Origin of the sequence: Rhodoferax sp. (assembly GCF_028689305.1) — a bacterium.
Taxonomy (GTDB): domain Bacteria; phylum Pseudomonadota; class Gammaproteobacteria; order Burkholderiales; family Burkholderiaceae_C; genus Rhodoferax.
The window spans coordinates 25279-45388 of the sequence record NZ_JAQTWM010000024.1 but is presented as its reverse complement, the minus strand read 5'-3'; the positions used below and the strand labels follow the sequence as shown (position 1 = coordinate 45388).

At 57.5% G+C, this 20110-nt stretch carries 17 protein-coding genes and 2 tRNA genes; 9 read left to right on the top strand and 10 right to left on the bottom strand.

The window, feature by feature from the left end; all coding sequences use genetic code 11:
• Positions 1-276: 276 nt before the first annotated feature.
• A complete protein-coding gene (gene argA / locus PHW99_RS07390) occupies positions 277-1626 on the top strand; it encodes an amino-acid N-acetyltransferase (protein ID WP_300175249.1) in 1350 nt (449 codons plus the stop codon).
• Positions 1627-1741: 115 nt separating this feature from the next.
• Entirely contained in the window at positions 1742-2917 is a 1176-nt protein-coding gene (gene ppk2, locus PHW99_RS07385; protein ID WP_300175247.1) for a polyphosphate kinase 2, read from the top strand.
• Between the two features lie 103 nt (positions 2918-3020).
• On the opposite strand, the gene PHW99_RS07380 is transcribed toward ppk2, so the two are convergent.
• The gene (locus tag PHW99_RS07380; RefSeq protein ID WP_223903793.1) at positions 3021-3251 is read right to left on the bottom strand and encodes a hypothetical protein; all 231 of its coding nucleotides are present in this window, start codon (positions 3249-3251) and stop codon (positions 3021-3023) included.
• Between the two features lie 83 nt (positions 3252-3334).
• On the opposite strand from PHW99_RS07380, the gene PHW99_RS07375 reads away from it, so the two are divergent.
• Together PHW99_RS07375 and mnmC are read left to right on the top strand one after the other, a co-directional pair.
• A complete protein-coding gene (locus PHW99_RS07375; RefSeq protein WP_300175245.1) occupies positions 3335-3607 on the top strand; it encodes an oxidative damage protection protein in 273 nt (90 codons plus the stop codon).
• A 53-nt stretch (positions 3608-3660) separates the two neighbouring features.
• Complete coding sequence (gene mnmC / locus PHW99_RS07370) at positions 3661-5442, top strand: FAD-dependent 5-carboxymethylaminomethyl-2-thiouridine(34) oxidoreductase MnmC (RefSeq protein ID WP_300175243.1); 1782 nt, start codon at positions 3661-3663, stop codon at positions 5440-5442.
• A gap of 15 nt (positions 5443-5457) precedes the next feature.
• Here mnmC and PHW99_RS07365 read toward each other — a convergent pair whose 3' ends face one another.
• The 4 genes from PHW99_RS07365 to PHW99_RS07350 form a co-directional block, all read right to left on the bottom strand.
• Entirely contained in the window at positions 5458-6426 is a 969-nt protein-coding gene (locus tag PHW99_RS07365) for an ABC transporter permease (RefSeq protein WP_300175241.1), read from the bottom strand.
• A complete protein-coding gene (locus tag PHW99_RS07360; RefSeq protein ID WP_300175239.1) occupies positions 6419-7540 on the bottom strand; it encodes an ABC transporter permease in 1122 nt (373 codons plus the stop codon). The genes PHW99_RS07365 and PHW99_RS07360 overlap by 8 nt, the downstream gene beginning before the upstream one ends.
• Positions 7537-9039: an ABC transporter ATP-binding protein gene (locus PHW99_RS07355; RefSeq protein ID WP_300175238.1), complete on the bottom strand. Its 1503-nt coding sequence runs from the start codon at positions 9037-9039 to the stop codon at positions 7537-7539. The genes PHW99_RS07360 and PHW99_RS07355 overlap by 4 nt, the downstream gene beginning before the upstream one ends.
• Positions 9040-9113: 74 nt before the next feature.
• Positions 9114-10100, bottom strand: a complete 987-nt coding sequence (locus PHW99_RS07350; protein ID WP_300175237.1) for a BMP family ABC transporter substrate-binding protein — start codon at positions 10098-10100, stop codon at positions 9114-9116.
• 138 nt (positions 10101-10238) lie between these two features.
• On the opposite strand from PHW99_RS07350, the gene PHW99_RS07345 reads away from it, so the two are divergent.
• Together PHW99_RS07345 and PHW99_RS07340 are read left to right on the top strand one after the other, a co-directional pair.
• Positions 10239-11186, top strand: a complete 948-nt coding sequence (locus PHW99_RS07345) for a ribokinase (protein WP_300175235.1) — start codon at positions 10239-10241, stop codon at positions 11184-11186.
• 4 nt (positions 11187-11190) lie between these two features.
• Positions 11191-12189, top strand: a complete 999-nt coding sequence (locus PHW99_RS07340) for a nucleoside hydrolase (RefSeq protein ID WP_300175233.1) — start codon at positions 11191-11193, stop codon at positions 12187-12189.
• Positions 12190-12218: 29 nt separating this feature from the next.
• Here the strand turns inward: PHW99_RS07340 and rpiA are convergent, their stop codons facing one another.
• Complete coding sequence (gene rpiA / locus PHW99_RS07335) at positions 12219-12923, bottom strand: ribose-5-phosphate isomerase RpiA (protein WP_300175231.1); 705 nt, start codon at positions 12921-12923, stop codon at positions 12219-12221.
• Positions 12924-12970: 47 nt separating this feature from the next.
• Here rpiA and PHW99_RS07330 point away from each other — a divergent pair, with 47 nt between their 5' ends.
• Positions 12971-14065: a quinone-dependent dihydroorotate dehydrogenase gene (locus PHW99_RS07330; protein WP_300175229.1), complete on the top strand. Its 1095-nt coding sequence runs from the start codon at positions 12971-12973 to the stop codon at positions 14063-14065.
• Positions 14066-14095: 30 nt separating this feature from the next.
• On the opposite strand, the gene PHW99_RS07325 is transcribed toward PHW99_RS07330, so the two are convergent.
• Positions 14096-15199: an NAD(P)/FAD-dependent oxidoreductase gene (locus PHW99_RS07325; protein WP_300175227.1), complete on the bottom strand. Its 1104-nt coding sequence runs from the start codon at positions 15197-15199 to the stop codon at positions 14096-14098.
• A gap of 89 nt (positions 15200-15288) precedes the next feature.
• A tRNA-Val gene (locus tag PHW99_RS07320) sits at positions 15289-15363 on the bottom strand.
• 139 nt (positions 15364-15502) lie between these two features.
• Here PHW99_RS07320 and PHW99_RS07315 point away from each other — a divergent pair.
• Both PHW99_RS07315 and PHW99_RS07310 read left to right on the top strand, forming a co-directional pair.
• Positions 15503-15578: transfer RNA gene (locus tag PHW99_RS07315), tRNA-Asn, on the top strand.
• A gap of 214 nt (positions 15579-15792) precedes the next feature.
• Positions 15793-16854 carry an acyltransferase gene (locus tag PHW99_RS07310; protein WP_300175226.1) on the top strand — a complete coding sequence of 354 codons (1062 nt, stop codon included), beginning with the start codon at positions 15793-15795 and terminating at the stop codon, positions 16852-16854.
• A gap of 44 nt (positions 16855-16898) precedes the next feature.
• On the opposite strand, the gene parC is transcribed toward PHW99_RS07310, so the two are convergent.
• Positions 16899-19286, bottom strand: a complete 2388-nt coding sequence (gene parC / locus PHW99_RS07305) for a DNA topoisomerase IV subunit A (protein WP_300175225.1) — start codon at positions 19284-19286, stop codon at positions 16899-16901.
• The gene (locus tag PHW99_RS07300) at positions 19279-19875 is read right to left on the bottom strand and encodes a lytic transglycosylase domain-containing protein (protein WP_300175224.1); all 597 of its coding nucleotides are present in this window, start codon (positions 19873-19875) and stop codon (positions 19279-19281) included. The genes parC and PHW99_RS07300 overlap by 8 nt, the downstream gene beginning before the upstream one ends.
• Between the last annotated feature and the right edge of the window lie 235 nt (positions 19876-20110).

The window sequence follows — 20110 nt, the reverse complement described above, 5'->3', positions numbered from 1 at the left end:
AATGTCTGGCTTGACCCGACCAGCCGCCTGGGGCCAGCCGCTGGCTCCCGGGGCCTGCCCACCACTTTGTTTTTTGATGCCACGGGCAAGCGCGTGGATGCCCACTTTGGCATGCTCAATGCAGCTGACTTGCAAGTGCAGCTGGATCGTTTGCGCGAACGGTAAAGGTCGCACACACCGTCCTTTTGAACGGGCGGCAGGTGCTGCATGGCGCGGCGCGCTGACTGATACACTTTTTGCATCCGATTCACCGGTTTCCAAGCCCCTACTGCCCCTATGTCCTTGATCTTCAACTTCACCTTTGTGCCCTGGTTCCGCTCGGTGGCACCGTACATCCACAAGTTTCGCAACCAGACCTTTGTGGTGGGCGTGTGTGGCGAGGCCATTGCGGCGGGCAAGCTGCCCAATCTGGCGCAAGACCTGGCGCTGATCCAGAGCATGGGGGTGAAGGTGGTGCTGGTGCACGGTTTTCGGCCCCAGGTGAACGAGCAGCTCAAGGCCAAAGGCCACACGCCGCGCTACTTCAAGGGCATTCGCATCACGGACGAGATCGCGCTGGACTGCGCGCAGGAAGCGGCTGGCCAGTTGCGCTACGAAATCGAGGCCGCGTTCAGCCAGGGGCTGCCCAACACCCCCATGGCCGGTGCCACGGTGAGGGTGATTTCAGGCAACTTTTTGACCGCACGGCCGGTGGGTATTGTGGAGGGCGTGGATTTTCAGCACTCGGGGCTGGTGCGCAAGATCGACACGGCCGGCATCATGCGTTCGCTGGACATGGGGGCGCTGGTGCTGTTGTCGCCATTTGGTTTCTCGCCCACGGGCGAAGCCTTCAACCTGACGATGGAAGAAGTGGCCACCTCGGTTGCCACCGCGCTGCAAGCCGACAAGCTGATTTTTGTGACCGAAGTGCCGGGCATTGCCACCGATGTCAGCCAACCGGTCAGCGAAGACAACCCGATCGACACCGAGCTGCCGCTGGCCGCCGCTGAAAAGCTGCTGGCCGACTTGCCCGCTGCCGACAAACCCAGCGACACCGCGTTTTATTTGCAGCACTGTGTCAAAGCCTGCAAGGGTGGCGTGGAGCGCAGCCACATCATTCCGTTTGCGGTGGACGGCTCGATCTTGCTGGAAGTTTATGTGCACGACGGCATCGGCACCATGGTGGTCGATGAAAAGCTGGAAAGCCTGCGTGAAGCCAGCGTGGACGATGTAGGTGGCATTCTGCAACTGATTGAACCGTTTGAGAAAGATGGCACGCTGGTCAAACGCAGCCGCACCGAGATCGAGCGTGATGTGGGCCTGTACACCGTGATTGAGCATGACGGCGTGATTTTTGCCTGCGCGGCGCTCTACACCTACCCGGAGGCGCGCACGGCAGAAATGGCCGCGTTGACGGTGTCGCCCCAGGTACAAGGCCAGGGTGACGGCGAGCGGGTGCTCAAGCGCATTGAGCAACGCGCCAAACTGGCCGGGCTGGACAGCATTTTTGTGCTGACCACCCGCACCATGCACTGGTTCATCAAGCGCGGCTTTGTGCAGGTTGACCCCGACTGGCTGCCTGAGGCGCGCAAACGCAAATACAACTGGGATCGCAAGAGCCAGGTGTTGGTGAAAAAAATCAGCTGATCCAGTTGTTTCAGGCCACATCAGCGCCGGGCGCAAAGTCGTTGACGATTGACCTGAGTCAAGGAAGGTCGTTTGAGCTGGTTTGACAATGTCCGCAGCACCATCAAGACATCTCATGACCCATCTCAAGATCACCCAGCCAAGCGCAACCAATAGTGCTGCCGAACCACCTCTGGAAAAGCCACAGCGGCAGGCCAGCACCCGCGCGCGGGTGCGCCGTGCGGCGCGGGGAGACACCAGCGGCGCCCGAACTACCGCAGGAGTCACCAGGCGCGCCGTCCAGGCCAATATCGATGCAGCGCAAACCAGCAAAAAACACGCGGTGAAAACCATTCTGGCCAGCACCGACGACAAGGTGGAGGCACTCAAGACGCTGCTGGCCGGCAGTTCGCCAGACGATGTGGCAGCGATTCGCCAGATGCTGCTCGACAGCCAGCGCAATCCCAATGGCAAGTCCACCAAACCCGATGATGAATTGGCCAGCGACTGGCGCACCGGTGGCTACCCTTACAAAAACCTCATGTCGCGCAAGCACTATGAGGCCGACAAATACAAACTGCAGGTGGAGTTGCTCAAACTGCAAAGCTGGGCCAAGGAAACCGGGCAGCGCATTGTCATCCTGTTCGAGGGGCGCGACGCGGCTGGCAAGGGCGGCACCATCCGGCGTTTCATGGAACACCTGAATCCGCGCGGCGCCCGCGTGGTCGCCCTGGAAAAGCCATCTGATGCCGAGCGCGGGCAGTGGTACTTTCAGCGCTATGTGCAACATCTGCCCACCGCAGGCGAAATCGTTCTGTTTGACCGTTCCTGGTACAACCGCGCCGGAGTGGAACGTGTGATGGGGTTTTGTACCGAACAAGAGTACCAGCAGTTCATCCATCAAGCACCGTTGTTCGAGCGCCAGCTGGTGCAAAGTGGCATTCACTTGATCAAGTTCTGGTTTTCCGTGAGTCGCAAGGAGCAGCGCCGCCGGTTCAAAGAGCGGGAATTGCACCCGCTCAAACAGTGGAAGCTCAGCCCGATTGACCTGGCCTCACTGGACAAATGGGACGACTACACCAAGGCCAAGGAAGCCATGTTCTTTGAAACCGACACTGCCGACGCCCCTTGGACAGTGATCAAGTCAGACTGCAAAAAGCGTGCTCGGCTCAATGCCATGCGTTACGTTCTGCACAAATTGCCCTACAGCAACAAGGATCTGAACAATATCGGGACGCTGGACACATTGCTGGTTGGCCGTGCACACGTGGTGTATGAGCGTGGTGAACATCCCGCCAGCGCTGTGCTGTAACGGGCTGAGTCAACAGATGTGCCGCCGTGCCCCGCGCCGACGGCATCTCGCCATGCAAAAACTGGCGTGGTGCCTGGTCAGGCACCCAGACCCGGGAACATGTTTATTTGGAAGCCTCGTCCAGCGCTTTGCAGGAGGGTGAACAAACAGCCTGCGATTTACCCAGAATCTTCTTGGAAACCATCTGGGAGCGGGCGCGGTGTTTGCCACACAGGAAACAGGACATGGTTGCTGCACCAAAGGAGGTCGCCGCTGTGAAGGGTGAACCCGACACTTTGGATTTGTAACGCAGGCCATCGGCCACGATTTTGGTTTTGGTATCTGCTTTTGCCATAGGGTCGGATTTTACTTCAGCGCGCGCGTAACGCCAAAAGCTTGCTAAAGTTAGCCTTTTGTTAGACACATCAAAGGTTAGTCATGGCGCGCACTGTGAAATGCATCAAACTGGGTATCGAATCTGAGGGGCTGGACTTTCCCCCCTATCCTGGTGAACTGGGCAAACGCATCTGGGAGAGTGTCAGCAAGGAAGCTTGGGCTCAATGGCTCAAGCATCAGACGATGCTGGTCAATGAAAACCGCTTGAATCTGGCCGATGCCCGGGCGCGGCAATATCTGGCGCGCCAGATGGAAAATCACTTTTTTGGCGGTGGAGCGGATGCCGCCCAGGGGTATGTTCCCCCATCTGCGTGACGCCCATGCCCCCAGGCGGGCAAGTAGCTGATGGCGGGCCTTTTCTCAAACCCATGCCTGACTGGCAAAACTTGCCCAGCTGGTGTGTTCTTGACACCCATTTCCATCACGGGCAGCATTTTTTAAACACCTGGCGTCACTGGCTGGACGATGCTGATCGCCCACGGGTGCTGCATTTTGTGGCTCTGTGCCCTGCTGCGCCAACCGCCAGGCAATTGCTTGATGCGGGCCAAATCAACGCCCTCCTGCTGCCTCTGGCACAAACCCTGGCCAATCAGTGGTTTGGTTTGTTACCCGGCTTTCACCGCTTTTTGCTGTCCGAAGGGCGGATCATTCTGACCCTGTGTGTCGGTGATGCCACGCAGTCACTGCGCCAGCAGTCATTCCAGGCAGATGCAGTCCGGCTGACATGGCCACAACCGCAGCATGCCGCTGCCTTTGACGCCAATGTATTGTGGTCCGTCAAGGCACTGGCGCGCTGCTGCCGACGCGGAACCACCCTACATGGTCAGTGGCCAGCCGGGGCAGACACAGGTGGCTGGTACGGTCATTTCAAGCAGTGCGGCTTTGTCCTTGCCTCAGAGCCCCCAGACACGCTTCAACCAGCGCCCTTTGAGCTGAAGGCGCACTTTGCCCCATCTTGGACGCTGAAGCAGACCCGTCGCATCAGCACCGCAGCGCTGCCAGTTCAACGCTGCGCGGTCATTGGCGCCGGCCTGGCTGGCGCCAGTGTCGCGGCATCCCTGTCCCGGCGCGGCTGGCAGGTACAGGTGCTGGATCAAGCCGCAACGCCAGCTGCGGGGGCCTCCGGATTACCAGTGGGCCTGGTGGTACCTCATGTATCGAGTGACGACTGCGTGTTGTCGCGTCTGTCGCGTGCCGGCGTGCGGCTGATGCTGCAACAGGCCCAACAGCTGCTGCAAGAAGGTCACGATTGGTCTGCCAGCGGTGTACTGGAACGGCAGGTGGGCGGCACTCCCCAGTTGCCAGCGTCATGGCCCACAGAGGGTGCCGATTGGACTGTCGCAGGAGCCGATGCCCCCCAATACAGCGGTAGAAGTGACTTGGGCCCGGGTCTGTGGCATCCGAAAGGAGGCTGGCTCAAACCCGCGGCCCTGGTACAGGCATGGCTCAGTCTGCCTGGCGTCGTTTTTCAGGGTCATGCCCGAGTGTGCGAGCTGCGAAAGGACGCGGGCATCTGGCATCTGCTGGACGGAGCCGGCCAACGGCTGTGCAGTGCGGAACGAGTGGTGCTGGCCAACGCCTGTGGAGTCCGCGACCTGCTGGCCAAACTGAGCGCACAAAACAAAGAGCTGGCAGACCACATCCACGCTTTGCCAACCATGCAGGGCATGCGCGGCTTGCTCAGCTGGGCGCAGCACAACAACGCACAAGAGGTATTTCCGCCTTTTCCAGTCAACGGCTTCAGCAGCCTGGTGCCCCCAATCCCGACTGAGCAGGGGCTGGCCTGGTTCATGGGGTCGACTTATCAACCCGAGCAACAGACGGAGCGCTGCGATCTGGACAACCACGTCCGCAATCTTGAGCATCTGCAACAGCTGCTGCCCACGTTGGCCAAAACGCTTGAAACGGCTTTTACTTCTGGCACGATCAACGCTTGGAAAAATATCCGTTGCGTCACAACAGACCGCTTGCCCTTGGTCGGGCCCTTGGATGATGGCGACAACCCCAGCTTGTGGGTCTGTACGGGTCTGGGTTCAAGGGGGCTGAGTTTTTCGGTGTTGTGTGCCGAGCTGCTGGCAGCACATTGGGGGGCCGAACCGTTGCCGGTGGCAACCAATCTGGCCAAGGCGCTTGACGCACGACGCATCTGAGCAACCTTCCATCGTTCACCGTTCTTTGATATAGGGTATTCCCAAGGCCTTGGGTGCGACAGCCCTGCCCATGAAACCAGCCAATAACACCACAGTCAAAACGTAAGGCAGCGCCTGGATCACTTGCACCGGCACCTCACCAATGCCACGGATCTCAACGCCTTGCAGGCGAATCGCCGCTGCATCCAGAAAGCCGAACAACAGGCAAGCCCACAGTGCCCTGACCGGGTGCCAGCGACCAAAAATCAAAGCGGCCAGAGCCATGAACCCACGCCCCGCCGTCATGTTCTGGGAAAAACTGGCGCTTTGTGCCAGCACCAGATAACTGCCTGCCAGCCCACACAACAAACCGTTCAAAGTGAGCGCGGTATAACGCAGGCGCAGGACCGACACCCCCGCCGCGTCCACCATCTGCGGGTTTTCGCCTACTGCGCGCAAGCGCAAGCCAAAACGGGTTCTGAACAACAACCACCAGACCAGCGGCACCAGCAGCAGCGCCAGATAGACCAGCGCGTTATGGCCCAGAATGCCGTCCCCCAACACCGCACCTAGCATCGGCCATCCACGCACGGCTGCGGCCACACCCGGCCACAGGGTCTGAATTCGCACATCAGCTGACACGGGAGGCGTCTGACCGCCTTGGGCAAACCAGGCGGCACCAAGCACAGCGGTGATCCCTGCCGCAATGATGTTGATGGCAACGCCCGAGACGACCTGATCACCTCGGTGACTGACACACGCCAGGCCATGCACCCAGGACATGCTGATCGCTACGGCCATCGCAGCCAGCATGGCCAGCAGGGTGGAACCCAAAGCGGCGCCACAGGCACCCGCGGCAAAAGCTGCCAACAACATCTTGCCTTCCAGCGCAATATCTACCACGCCTGAGCGCTCGGACAACAAACCGGCCAAGGCGCAAAAAATCAACGGGGTAGACACCCGCAAGGTGGACGCCAGCATGGCGCCCAACAAGGCTTCATCCATGGACAACTCCTGTCGCAGCCTTTTCAGTCCGGCTTATCCAGCCCAACACGCGTGCCAACAAGGGAGCGATCACATAAGTCATGGCACCGGAAAAAAGCACAATAAAACCCTGCAACATCACGACCATATCGCGGCTGAAGCCGCGCACCTCAAAGGCGACCTCGGCTCCGCCCTGAAACAAGGCACCAAAAAGCACACTCGCCAACACGATGCCCAGCGGATGATTGCGCCCCATCAGTGCCACGGCAATACCGGTAAACCCAGCACCACTGACGAACTCCAGCAGCAACTTGCCATTGACACCGGCAATTTCGTTCATGCCCACCAGACCAGCCAAGGCCCCTGAAATCGACATGGAGATCAACACCTGATGCCGCGCCTTGATGCCGGCGTATTCCGCAGCCCCCGGACTTGTTCCCACCGCCCTGAGTCGATACCCGGCGCGGGTGTGCCACAGGAAAAGATAGATCAGCACCGACGCCAACGCTGCCAGTACCACGCTCAGATTCAAAGGTGAGGCCGGCCAATCGATGCCCACCCAAGCGAGGGCCTGGTGCATGCCCGGTAATTTGGCAGAGTCAGCAAATTCAGCGCTCTCCACCGACATCGTACCTCTGGGTCGTAAATGGTTCACCAGAAGATACACCAGCACACTGCTGGCGATGAAGTTGAACATGATGGTGGTGATCACCACATGGCTCCCCCGGTAGGCTTGCAGGTAGGCGGGCACTGCCGCCCAGGCCAAGCCAAACAGGGCGCCCGAGACCATCATCAGCGGCAACATCAGCCAAGCCGGCAAAAAAGCCGACCACCACAGGGCCACCAAACCTGTGCCCAATCCCCCCATGATGGCCTGCCCTTCCCCACCGATGTTGAACAGGCCACCATGGAATGCCACCGCAACCGCCAGACCGGTAAACACAAAGGTGGTGGCGTAATAGAGCGTGTAACTCAAGCCCCTGGCAGTCCCAAATGCGCCATGCAACAGGACCTGAATCACCACCAGTGGCTCCTGCCCGACCAAGGCGACCACCCCCCCCGCCGCCAGCAAGGCCACCAGCAGACTCACCAGCGGCAGCAAAGCCAGATCCGCCCAACGAGGCAAAGTTTTCATGCGTTATCACCCGTCATCAGCAAACCCAGTGCGGATTCGGAGCATTCTGCAATGGGCAGCTCACCCGCAATTCGCCCCTGGTTCATGACCAGTACCCGGTCAGCCAGTGCCAAAATCTCATCAAGCTCGCTGGACACGACCAGAACGGCACACCCAGCCTGGCGCAGAGCACGCAGCTGGGTGTAGATGAATTCAATGGCGCCGATGTCTACGCCGCGTGTCGGCTGCCCTACCAGCAGAACCTTGGGCGCGCGCCCCAGCTCGCGAGCTAGCACCAGTTTTTGCTGGTTACCGCCAGAGAATTTGCTGCAAAGCAGTTCCGCGTCCGGTGGCCTGACATCAAAACGCGTCATCATGTCGGCGGTCGCCTGGCGCATATGGGCATGGTTCATCCAGCCATGCGTGGCGTATTCGGGCAAATCGTCATACCCCAGAACAGCCGACTCCCAAGCGGCAAATCCCATCACCAGTGCACGTGCCTGTCGATCCTCCGGCACATGCGCCAGACCCAACTCACGCGCGGTGTCAGGGTCGAGCCAATGGGCGCTCTCAAACGACGTGTCCAGCAGCCGCATCTGTCCCTGATTGGGGACCAATAGGCCACAGAGGACATCCATCAATTCACTTTGCCCATTGCCAGAAACCCCGGCCACCCCCACAATTTCGCCAGCGCAAAGAGTCAGGCTAATGTCTTTGAGTCGATGTACGCCCATGCTGTCAGTGACAGACAGGTGGGTGGCCTGCAAGACAACCTCGCCAGTCACCGCCACATCATCAAGCGAGCGGCCCATGTTAACCCGTCGCCCCACCATGGCCAACGCCAGTCCTTCTACCGACGCAGCTTTGATCGGTATGTCTTCCACCACCCGACCTTCCCGCATGACCGTCACCCTGTCACACAAGGCCATCACCTCCTTGAGCTTGTGGGTGATCAGAATCAGGGTGGTTCCCTGATCACGCAAACGCCGCAATACAGCAAACAGCTGTGTTGTCTCCTGTGGCGTCAAGACAGCGGTGGGTTCATCCAGAATCAGAATCCTGGCACCACGGTACAAAGTTTTCAGAATCTCCAGGCGCTGGCGGTCCCCCACCGGCAAATCTGCAACCAAGGTGTCAAGGGAAATATGCAAGCCGGTAGACTCCATCAGGGCCATGAGCTTGCTGCGCACCTGTGTGTCAGCGCGTTTCAGGAGCCAATGTGGCTCCGCTCCCAACATCACGTTGTCGAGCGCACTGAGTGTATCCACCAGCATGAAGTGCTGATGCACCATGCCAATACCCAGCGCAATGGCGTCATCGGCATTGCGAATGTCTGCAGGTTTGCCCGATACCTCGATCAACCCGCTGTCAGCCTGGTAAAACCCATACAGAATGGACATCAGGGTGCTTTTGCCTGCACCGTTTTCACCCACGATGCCATGTACCGTGCCTGCAGTCACATTCAGGCAGACATCCGCATTGGCAGCAACCGCTCCAAAATGCTTGTGAATCCCAGTCATGCGCACTGCGGGCGCGGTCGTCTCTGCCATGCAGTTTGGCTGTCTGACTAACGGAGGACCAATTTGCTCCAGGCTCAGTACTTGCAGGCGTTGTCCGCCATGTAGTCGGCAACCTTGATCTTGCCGCTGATGATGTCCGCCTTGGCCGCCTCGACCTTCTTCTTCATGTCAGCGCTTACCAGCTTGGCGTTATGCTGGTCCAGGGCATAGTCAACACCGTTTTCCTTGAGACCCAGCACCGCCACACCAGGGGTATGCGCCTTGGCCACGTTATACACCGCCACATCAACCCGCTTGAGCATGGAAGTCAGCATGGTGCCGGGCTGCAAATGGTTCTGGTTGCTGTCCACGCCAATGGCCAGCTTGCCACTGTCCTTGGCGGCCTGATACACACCGATACCGGTGCCACCCGCTGCAGCAAACACCACATCGGCCCCCTTGGCAAACTGCGCCTTGGCCAATTCACCTCCACGTGCCGGGTCGTTCCAAGCAGCACCTGTGGTGCCGGTCATGTTCGCGTACACCTCTGTTTTCGGGTTGGCATACTTGGCCCCCTGCTCGTAGCCACATTGGAATTTGCGAATCAGCGGAATATCCATACCACCGACAAACCCCACCTTGCCAGTCTTGCTGGCCAACGCAGCCATGGTGCCAACCAGGAAACTGCCCTCTTGCTCCTTGAACACCACCGATTGCACGTTGGGCAGATTCACGACCATGTCAATGATCGCGAACTTCAGTTTTGGAAATTCCTTGGCGACTTTCTCAATGCCAGAGGCCTGACCAAAGCCAATCCCAATGATCGGACTGGCACCACGCTCGGCCATGCGACGCAAAGCCTGCTCACGCTGGGATTCGTTGGAAATTTCAAACTCGAGGTAGTTTTTGCCGGTTTCCTTTTTCCACTTTTCCATGCCGTTAAATGCTGCTTCGTTGAACGACTTATCAAACTTGCCTCCCATGTCAAACACAACAGCGGGCTCGGCCCACAACGCAGAACTGGTGGCACATGCACAAGCCAGAACACTCAGTCGAAGAGAAAAAACGAATTTCACAGTCATGACAAATCTCTTTCAAAAGTGGTACACAACCCCGAACAAGAAGGGGCACCGCTAAGCCAGCAATGACTATGCCACGATTTTGGACCACTTTGTCCAGCACTCATAATCACGACCCTTCACTTGTTCAAAAAAATCATCATGATTCTGGTTGCCGGCTCCGCCAATCTGGACTTTGTGGTCCGCGCCCATCACATTCCCGGTCCGGGTGAAACCGTGATGGGGCAGGAATTCAAAACCTACCCTGGTGGCAAAGGTGCCAATCAAGCCGTAGCCTGTGCCAGGGCGGGTGGTGTGGCGACTCACATGCTGCTGGCTCTGGGGCAGGATGCTTACGCCGAACCACTGCAGGCTTCCTTGAGAGACGCCAATGTGCAGATCCACAGGATCGACTGCACCAACCAGCCTACAGGATGTGCTTTCATCTGCGTTGCGGACAACGCCGAAAATGCTATCACCGTGGCCCCCGGAGCCAATCTGTGTCTGCAGGCCAACCATCTGCCCGATCTCACCGGATTCACCCACCTGCTGATGCAGCTTGAGATACCGATAAGCACCGTCACGGCGTATGCGCAAGCGGCCAGAGCCCAGGGCATCAAGGTGGTCCTCAATGCTGCCCCTGCCCAGCCATTGCCTGCCCCCCTTCTGGACGCGCTTGACCTGTTGATCGTCAATGAAGGGGAACTCTCTACCCTGGTGGAACACCCAGGCAATGTCGCCAGCAATTTGCGGCAACTAGCGGTACCGGGCGTCGTGGTCACCTTGGGACATCGCGGTTGCGCCGCCCGTCTGGATAATGACTATTTTGTCCAGCCGGCATTTGACATTGAGGCACTGGACACCACCGGCGCTGGTGACACTTTTTGTGGCGGACTGGTGGCTGCATTGAGCCGTGGACTGGCACCACAGGAAGCGCTGCGGCAAGCCAGTGCCGCGGCAGCGCTGGCCTGCACGCGCAACGGCGCACAGTCAAGCGTGCCAAACTCAAGCGCGGTTGATACATTTCTGCTCAGCCAAGGTGAATTCGCATCTTCACGGCGGCAAGCCTTGTATGACTATTGTGGCCTGCCCAGCCCTACTGACCGGTAAATCCATGACATCCTCTTTCCCCCGCAAAGTCATTTTTGACACCGACCCAGGCGTGGACGACGCCATGGCGTTGTACTATGCCTTGGCGCATCCAGACATTGACGTGGTCGGCATCACCACCACTTTTGGCAACGTCCATGTGGAGCAAGCGGCCATCAATGCGTTATACCTTTGCACCCTGACCGGACGCGCCATCCCGGTCACCCTGGGAGCAAGCCAGCCAATGGTCAAGACAGCGGAAGCACCGCCGACCTATATTCACGGCGTGGATGGTCTGGGTAATTTGCCTCGCCGGGTTGATGCCACGGGCCAACTGGATACCAGATCATCAGCCCAGTTCATGGTTGACATGGCCCGCCAATATCCTGGCCAGATCACACTGGTCGCGGTCGGACCACTGGGCAATTTGGCGGCGGCACTGGCCCTGGCACCCGAGTTGCCCACGCTGGTACGCGAAGTCATTCTGATGGGCGGCACCGTGCTGGAAGCCGGCAATGTGTCACCTGTGGCAGAGGCCAATATCTGGAACGACCCTCACGCCGCCGATGTCGTGTTTACCGCTGGCTGGCCCTTGATCATGGTGGGTCTGGATGTCACACACCAAGTGATCCTGCCGTTAGCCCTGTTCAAATCCATTGCGGAACACCATCAGCATGTAGCCACCGATACGCTGTACCACGCGGTGGATTTTTACAGTGCTTTTTACAGTCAGCACGATCAGATCGTGGGCCAGGTTCATGGCTGTTACGGCCACGACGTGCTGGCTTTTGTGGTGTTGACCAACCCCGAATTGTTCACTCTGCAAACCGGCCGAGTCCGGGTCGCCACCGAAGGCTTGGCACAGGGACAAACCATCATGCGCCGCAAGGACATCAGTTATCCACAACACGGCTGGCATGAGGAAATTCCTCACACGCAGGTGTGCCTGAAAGTTCAGGCGAATGCCTGCAAGGACGTTATCAAAACGACGTTGATGCGCAACTGGCTGCGCCCGTCCGCCTAGCCCAAAAACAGCGGCGCTGCCTAGACTGCCTAGAAAGTCAGAGTCTTCACCCCAGTGGCTGTGCCCAACAGGCAGACTTGGGCTTTCTGGTGTGCAAAAACACCAACCGTCACCACACCGGGCCATTGGCTGACCTGCGTTTCAAACGCCAGCGGATCTGTGATCTGCAGGCCTGTCACATCCACAATGTGCTGACCGTTGTCGGTCACCAAGGGAGCGCCATCCTTGAGCCGCAATCGCGCCTGCGCGCCCATGGCTTCGAATTGCCGCATGATGCGCTGCGCGGCCATCGGAATCACCTCCACCGGCAGCGGAAACCTGCCCAGTGTCTGCACCAACTTGGATTCGTCGGCAATGCAGACAAATTGACGCGACTGCGCCGCGACAATTTTTTCACGGGTCAGCGCTGCCCCCCCTCCTTTGACCATGTACCCCTGATGATCAATTTCGTCGGCACCATCGATATAAACCGACAGCTCAGCCACATCATTGCTGTCAAACACCTGGATACCCAAGGCCTGCAGACGCTCGGTACTGGCCAGTGAGCTTGACACAGCCCCCTTGATCTGGTCCTTCATGCCCGCCAATGCATCGATGAATTTGTTGACGGTGGAGCCGGTGCCCACACCCACAATGTCACCAGGTACAACATAACGCAACGCTGCCTGGCCAACCAGGGTTTTCAGGTCATCCTGGGACAAAGTTGCGACGGAAGAAGTGGGAGGCTGAGTCATCTGGGAAAATCCGGCTGGTTGATCGGTTTATTTTCAGGAATTATCCAATGGCTCTCGTCCCCTACGCGCTGACGCGCCCCTTTTTATTTGGCATGGACCCCGAAGCCGCTCATGAGCTCACCATCGCTGCGCTGGCGCGAACGCAGGGCTCGGCCCTGCAGTGGGCTTATGGCAGTTCACGCGTGGATGACCCGCTGGAATTGGCTGGTCTGACCTTCCCCAACCGGGTCGGTCTGGCAGCAGGATTGGACAAAAATGCCCGTTGCATTGACGGCCTGGGCGCCATGGGTTTTGGCTTTTTGGAGGTGGGCACGGTAACCCCGCTGGCGCAAAGTGGCAATCCCAAGCCGCGCATGTTCCGCCTGCCCAAGGCTCGCGCGCTCATCAACCGATTGGGGTTTAACAATGACGGACTGCAGGCCTTTATTGCCAATGTCAAGCAATCCAGGCTCTACCAGCAGCGCGGGACCAGTGACGACGACCGTGCACCCATGCTGCTGGGGCTGAATATCGGCAAAAATGCCGCCACCCCGATCGAACGGGCGACCGATGACTATCTGACCTGCCTGGACGGGGTCTACCCTTATGCGGATTACGTCACCGTCAACATCTCCAGCCCGAACACCAAAAACCTGCGCAGCCTGCAAAACGACGATGCGCTTGATGCCTTGCTCGCCGCCATTTCCGAGCGGCGTGAATTGCTGGCGCAACAGCATGGCAAACAAATCCCGATTTTTCTGAAAATTGCACCTGATCTCGATGTCGATCAGATCACCGTGATTGCTCAAACACTGCAACGCTACGGCGCCGACAGCGCCGGAAAGGTCAACAACACCTGGGGGGTCATTGCCACCAACACCACACTGAGCCGCGAAGCGGTCAAAGGTTTGCCGCACGCGGACGAAGCCGGTGGCTTGTCAGGTGCGCCAGTGCTGACCGTGAGCAATCATGTCGTCAGTCAATTGCGTGCTGCGCTGGGCAAGCATTTCCCCATCATCGGCACGGGGGGCATCATGAGTGCACAAGACGCAGTGAGCAAGATCCAGGCGGGAGCCGACGTGGTGCAGATCTATACCGGTTTGATTTATCAAGGGCCAGGGCTCGTCAAGAGTGCTGCCTCTTTGATTAAAAAAACCTTCTAGCCCACGTATTTACTTAATAGCTAGCTATATTTAATATAGCAAATTCATATCGACCACATATTGCCCAATGGCCAAGGCTGCGGTCAGTCCGGGAGACTCGATGCCAAACAGGTTCACCAACCCCGCAACCCCATGGCTGGCTGGACCTTGAATCATGAAATCAGCAGCAGGTTCACCTGGCCCGCTGACCTTCGGCCGAATCCCGGCATAGCCTGGCAGCAAGGCGCCATCCTGCAACTCGGGCCAGTATTTGCGCACTTCCGCGTAAAACGCGTTGGACCGCGCCGGGTCAACCATCAGATCATCGGCAGAGGCCACCCACTGCACATCCGGGCCGAACTTGGCCTGTCCGCCCAGATCCACTGTCAGATGTACCCCCAAACCAGCCTGCTCCGGCACCGGGTAAATCAGGTGCGAAAAAGGAGAACGTCCGGCCAGGGTGAAATAATTACCCTTGGCATAAAAGGCTTGCGGAACATACTGCGGCGCCAGACCGACACACTGCCGCGCCAGATCAAGCGCCCCCAGGCCAGCAGCATTGACAACCAGACTGGCACAGAGTGAGGAGCCGTCAGCAGTCTCCAACACCACTGTCGATGACACACGGCCCATACGCCGCACTGCTGAATTCAACACCACCATGCCACCAGCGTTCTCCAGATCGCCCTGTAACGTCAGCATCAGGGCATGGCTGTCCACCACGCCGGTGCTGGGCGAAAGCAGGGCTGCTTCGCAACACAACTTAGGCTCCAGGCGCTGAGCCTCTTCTCCGGTCAAATACACCAGATCCAACACCCCGTTGCACACAGCCTTATCCCGAATCAGCTCGAGTTGTTCCAGCTGCGCCGCAGAGGTCGCCACAATCAGCTTGCCGCAGCGCTGATGACTGATACCACGCACTGTGCAGTAGTCATAAAGCCATGCGTTGCCCTGCACACACAAGCTGGCTTTTAATGTGCCCTGAGGGTAATAAATGCCAGCATGGATCACTTCGCTGTTGCGCGAACTCGTTCCGGTGCCGATAGCAGCAGCGGCCTCCAGCACCAACACCTCACGCCCCGCCAGCGCCAAAGCCCGAGCGACCGCCAGACCAACAACACCCGCCCCCACCACCACACAATCAACGTGTTCCATAACACCTCATCTGACGGCCTTGCCAGCATTCAACCGCACAAACAGACGAAAAAAAAGGACTTGGCCAACGCCAAGTCCTTTTCAAATTCTGGTGGGCGGTGGAGGCTTCGAACCTCCGACCCCAGCAGTGTGAATGCTGTGCTCTACCCCTGAGCTAACCGCCCTTTTTCCTTTGCAGGAAAGCCTAGTATTATGCCACAACTTTCTCATCTTTTCACCAAAAATCACCACTGCAAAATTTTGTGTTTTTATAACTCGGCCAAACGAAATGCATTAAAAGTCGTTTTATAATTTTGGTCTTGTTCCTCGATAGCTCAGTTGGTAGAGCGCCGGACTGTTAATCCGTAGGTCCCTGGTTCGAGCCCAGGTCGAGGAGCCAAATGATTCACCCCCCAAGTGTGCGAATGCTTGGGGGTTTTGTCTTTCTTGGGCGCGTCATCACCATACGACGCCCATGGCGTAGTACGATACCCGCCTCATGCCGACACAAACTGACCACTCATCGTTCACGTTCTTGGTCTATTTGAGTTCGGACTCGCCATACCCTCCCTGCGATTGCGGAACTGAACCCCGGTTTTCATTAATAAGAACAAATGAAATTTGCAGATCTGATTGATGGACGCCAAAATAATCTCAACCTGATGAGACTGATCGCAGCTTCTGCCGTCGCACTTTCACACTCTTACAACTTCACCGGGCAACTCCCCTCTGAACCGCTGTTCAAACTGACCGGTAATGTGACGCTTGGCTTTTTATCGGTTTTTATTTTTTTTGTCATCAGTGGACTGCTGGTAGCACAGAGTTTCAACCGTTCGAAAAGTGTTGTCGGCTTTTTTGCAGCGCGGGCGTTACGCCTGTATCCCGCACTGATAATTGTCTTGCTGCTAAGTGCCTTTGTTTTGGGCCCGTTTTACACCACCTTGAACCCGACGGACTACCTTGTCCGTGATGAAGTACGGCGTTATGTGGAAGACAACCTTTTATTTAAGCTGAATCAAGGCTTGCCAGGGGTATTTTCTGAGGCTGGTGGTTTTTCGATGTCCGTCAATGGTTCGATATGGACATTGCGATATGAGGTCTATGCCTATTTGCTGCTGTTGCTCGTCGGCGTCAGTGGTCTCGTCTCAAATCGATCGGCTTTTAATGCGTTGATGATAGCGTGTCTGCTGCTGTACGCCAAAGAGCCTGTTGGTATGCTGCTCATTCCTGGCGACTGGAATGCCGTCATGTATGTCCCCCTCATGGGTTTCATTTTTGGCACCTTGGTTTACGTCAACAGGGATCACATCGATTGCAAAATTTCTTATGCAGTCATTTGCCTGCTTGTTTATTACTATTTCAGGCAGCATGGGTGGATTCATTTCATCTTCGCCATCACGCTTGGGTATGTGGTTCTTACCACAGGCTTTCACAGGTATCTGCAACTGCACCTGCCTCTTCCCAACGATTATTCGTATGGCATTTATTTGTATGCTTTCCCAGTACAACAGGCCATTGTGCATTCGATGCCGGTCCAGTCTCCTCTTCTGCTCTTTGCCATCACGATGCTGATCACAGTTCCCCTAGCGGTGGTTTCCTGGCATCTGGTAGAAAAGCCGGCGCTCAAATTCAAAAAAATCTTTAATCCGCACACGCAGCCTCACAGGGAAAGCTGAAGCTGGTGATGATTCACCTGGCGCCATACCTGTGTTGACAGGTCTCATTCAACGCGTGTCACGGTCACTGGTTTGAAACCCAGATCGGCGAGTTTGCCCTTGCGAGCGCGCGCCGCCCGTGCGTTGTTCAAACTGCGGATCTCCAGCGTTTCGTCGCGTGCCCGGCCTCCCCGGCCAACACCTTCGATACGCACACTCCGGGTGTAGGCTGCCGCACCCGCCAAAGCGTCTTTGGCCTCCAGATCAATCAACATCAGACCACGCCCGCCATGAGCCATGGTTTTAAGTTCAGTGATCTCAAACGTCAAAATCCGTCCACCGGTCGAAGCGCAGGCCACATGGGTGGCTGGGGCCGGCGGTGCGGCACCTGCGTCACAAAACACCACGGATGGTCGACACAGAACCTCACCATCATTGACAGTAACAAAAGCCTTGCCCGCCTTGAATTTCGACACCATGCTCTCCACGGACGCTACAAATCCATAACCACCCGAACTGGACATCAGCAAACTGGCGTTGAGTGGACCGGCAAAGTAGTACAACAACTGGGTTCCGGCTTCCAGTTCGATCAAACTGGTGATCGGCTGACCATCACCACGCCCCCCCGGCAACAAAGACACCGCCACCGAATAAACACGACCATTGCTGCCAAAAGCCAGCAAGTTATCCACCGTGCGGCATTCAAACGTGCCATACAACGCATCGCCTGACTTGAAGCTGTACTCGGCTGGCGCCATACCTGCATTGCCTGCACGGTCCTTGCTCCAACCCTTCTGTGTGCGTACCCAGCCTTTCTGACTGACCACGACAGTCACCGGCTCATCCACTACCTTGATTTCAAGCACCACCTTTTTCTCTGCCTGAAGCAGGGTGCGACGGGGGTCGGCAAAGGTTTTGGCATCCGCTTCGATTTCCCGAATCATCAAGCGACGCAAAGCTGCCGGACTCCCCAATATCTCTTCGAGCTTTTTCTGATCATCGCGCAGGCTGGAGAGCTCCTGTTCGATTTTGATGGCTTCCAGACGGGCCAACTGACGCAGACGGATTTCAAGAATGTCTTCGGCCTGTCGTTCCGACAATCGAAAGCGTTCAATCAAGGCGACCCTGGGCTCATCAGCCTGACGGATGATGGCAATCACTTCGTCGATGTTGAGCAGTACCAGCGCCCTGCCCTCCAGGATGTGGATACGGTCCAGTACCTTGTTCAGGCGATGCTGCGAGCGCCGCTCAATGGTGGTCTGCCTGAAGGCTATCCACTCGGTGAACATCTGGCGCAGCGACTTTTGTGTGGGCCGCCCATCCATCCCAATCATGGTCAGATTGATCGGACTGCTGGTCTCCAGACTGGTGTGCGCGAGCAATGTATTGATCAATTCCTGCTGGCCGATCTTGCTGGTCTTGGGTTCACACACCAGGCGCACGGCGGCATCCTTGCTGGACTCATCACGCACGCCGTCCAGCACCGACAGCAGCGTGGCCTTCAGTTGGTTTTGCTCCAGCGACAACGCTTTCTTGCCAGCCTTGATTTTTGGGTTGCTGAGTTCTTCAATTTCTTCCAGTACCCGCTGGGTACTCACGCCAGGTGGCAGCTCGGTCACAACCAGTTGCCACTGCCCGCGGGCCAGTTCCTCGATCTTCCAGCGTGCCCGGCATTTGAGTGAACCGCGGCCACTGCGATAGGCATCGGCGATATCGCTGGCGCTGCTGATGATCTGGCCACCACCGGGATAATCTGGCCCGGGCAACAGAGCAAAGAGTTCATCGTCCGACATCTCGGGGGATTTGATCAGCGCCACGCAAGCGTCAGCGACTTCACGCAGGTTGTGGCTAGGAATTTCCGTCGCCAAACCGACAGCAATCCCGCTGGCCCCGTTGAGCAAGGCAAACGGCAGACGCGCCGGCAGCTGACGGGGTTCTTCGGTACTACCATCGTAATTGGGGATGAAGTCCACCGTACCTTCGTCAATTTCATCCAGCAGCAAACTGGTGATCTTGGCCAGCCGGGCTTCCGTATAACGCATGGCTGCAGCGCCGTCGCCATCACGGGAACCAAAGTTACCCTGGCCGTCGATCAGTGGGTAACGCTGGCTGAAGTCTTGCGCCATGCGCACCAGCGCGTCATAGGCTGCCTGATCACCATGCGGGTGAAACCGCCCCAACACATCACCCACCACACGCGCGCACTTGACTGGCTTGGCCCCCACATTGCCGTTGGCCCCGCCAAAGCCAAGACCCATCCGGCTCATGGCATACAAAATACGGCGCTGCACAGGTTTCTGGCCATCACACACATCAGGCAATGCGCGGCCTTTGACCACACTCAGGGCATATTCAAGATAAGCGCGCTGGGCGTAGCTGGCCAGGTTGAGCGCATCATCAAAACCATCGGACGGTGCCGAGGCTGAAAGATCAGTGAAAAGTTGGTCAGTCATAGTTTCTGTTGGCGATAAGAGTCAGCGCCGAGCCCAGGGGCAACAGCGTTGGTGGCATGGCGCCGCGATTGACCGCGCCGCCGATCGTCATCTGAACACGTCCACCAGCCGAATTGGCGGCCCCCCTGCGCCCAACCAGTTGGGCCGGAGGTTTGAGCAACTGGTAAAGCTGCATCACGGTTTTGACGTAATTCTGGGTCTCGGAAAAATTGGGAATACGATTACCTGCACGCTGAACCGCACCTTCCCCCGCGTTGTAAGCAGCCACCGCCAGTTCCACCTGCCCCGCGAACAGGCCCAGCAGATAATTCAGATAACGGCTGCCCGCACGAATATTGATGGATGGGTCCGCGAGTTTTTTCTCGACCGATGTCTTCTTATCAGCCACAACCCCAAAACGCTCGGCGGTCGCCGGCATCAGTTGCATCAAACCAATCGCCCCTTTGGGGGACACTGCCCGGGGATCAAACCCGGATTCGGTGGCAATGATGGCCTGCAGCAACTCAAAGTCAATCTGAAAACTACGCGACGCTTCACGCACATGGTGCCTGACCGCTTTGACCCCTGGTGAAATTTCAAAATAAGTCACAACCCGAGAGGTTCCGGCCGGCGCCGGGGTGGTCCGGGTGTCCAGATCAAGCAAGTTCGGTGGCGATACACCCGCTGGCTGAGTTACCCCATCACCACCTCGGAAAAAAACCTCATAACGGGCATCCAGCTGTTCGGGTGCGAAGTGAGCCACGCCTTTTTCGTCAATATAGGTCCAGACATCTGCATGCGCGAAATTAATCAAAAAAAATAGCAACAAACCAAATAAACACGTG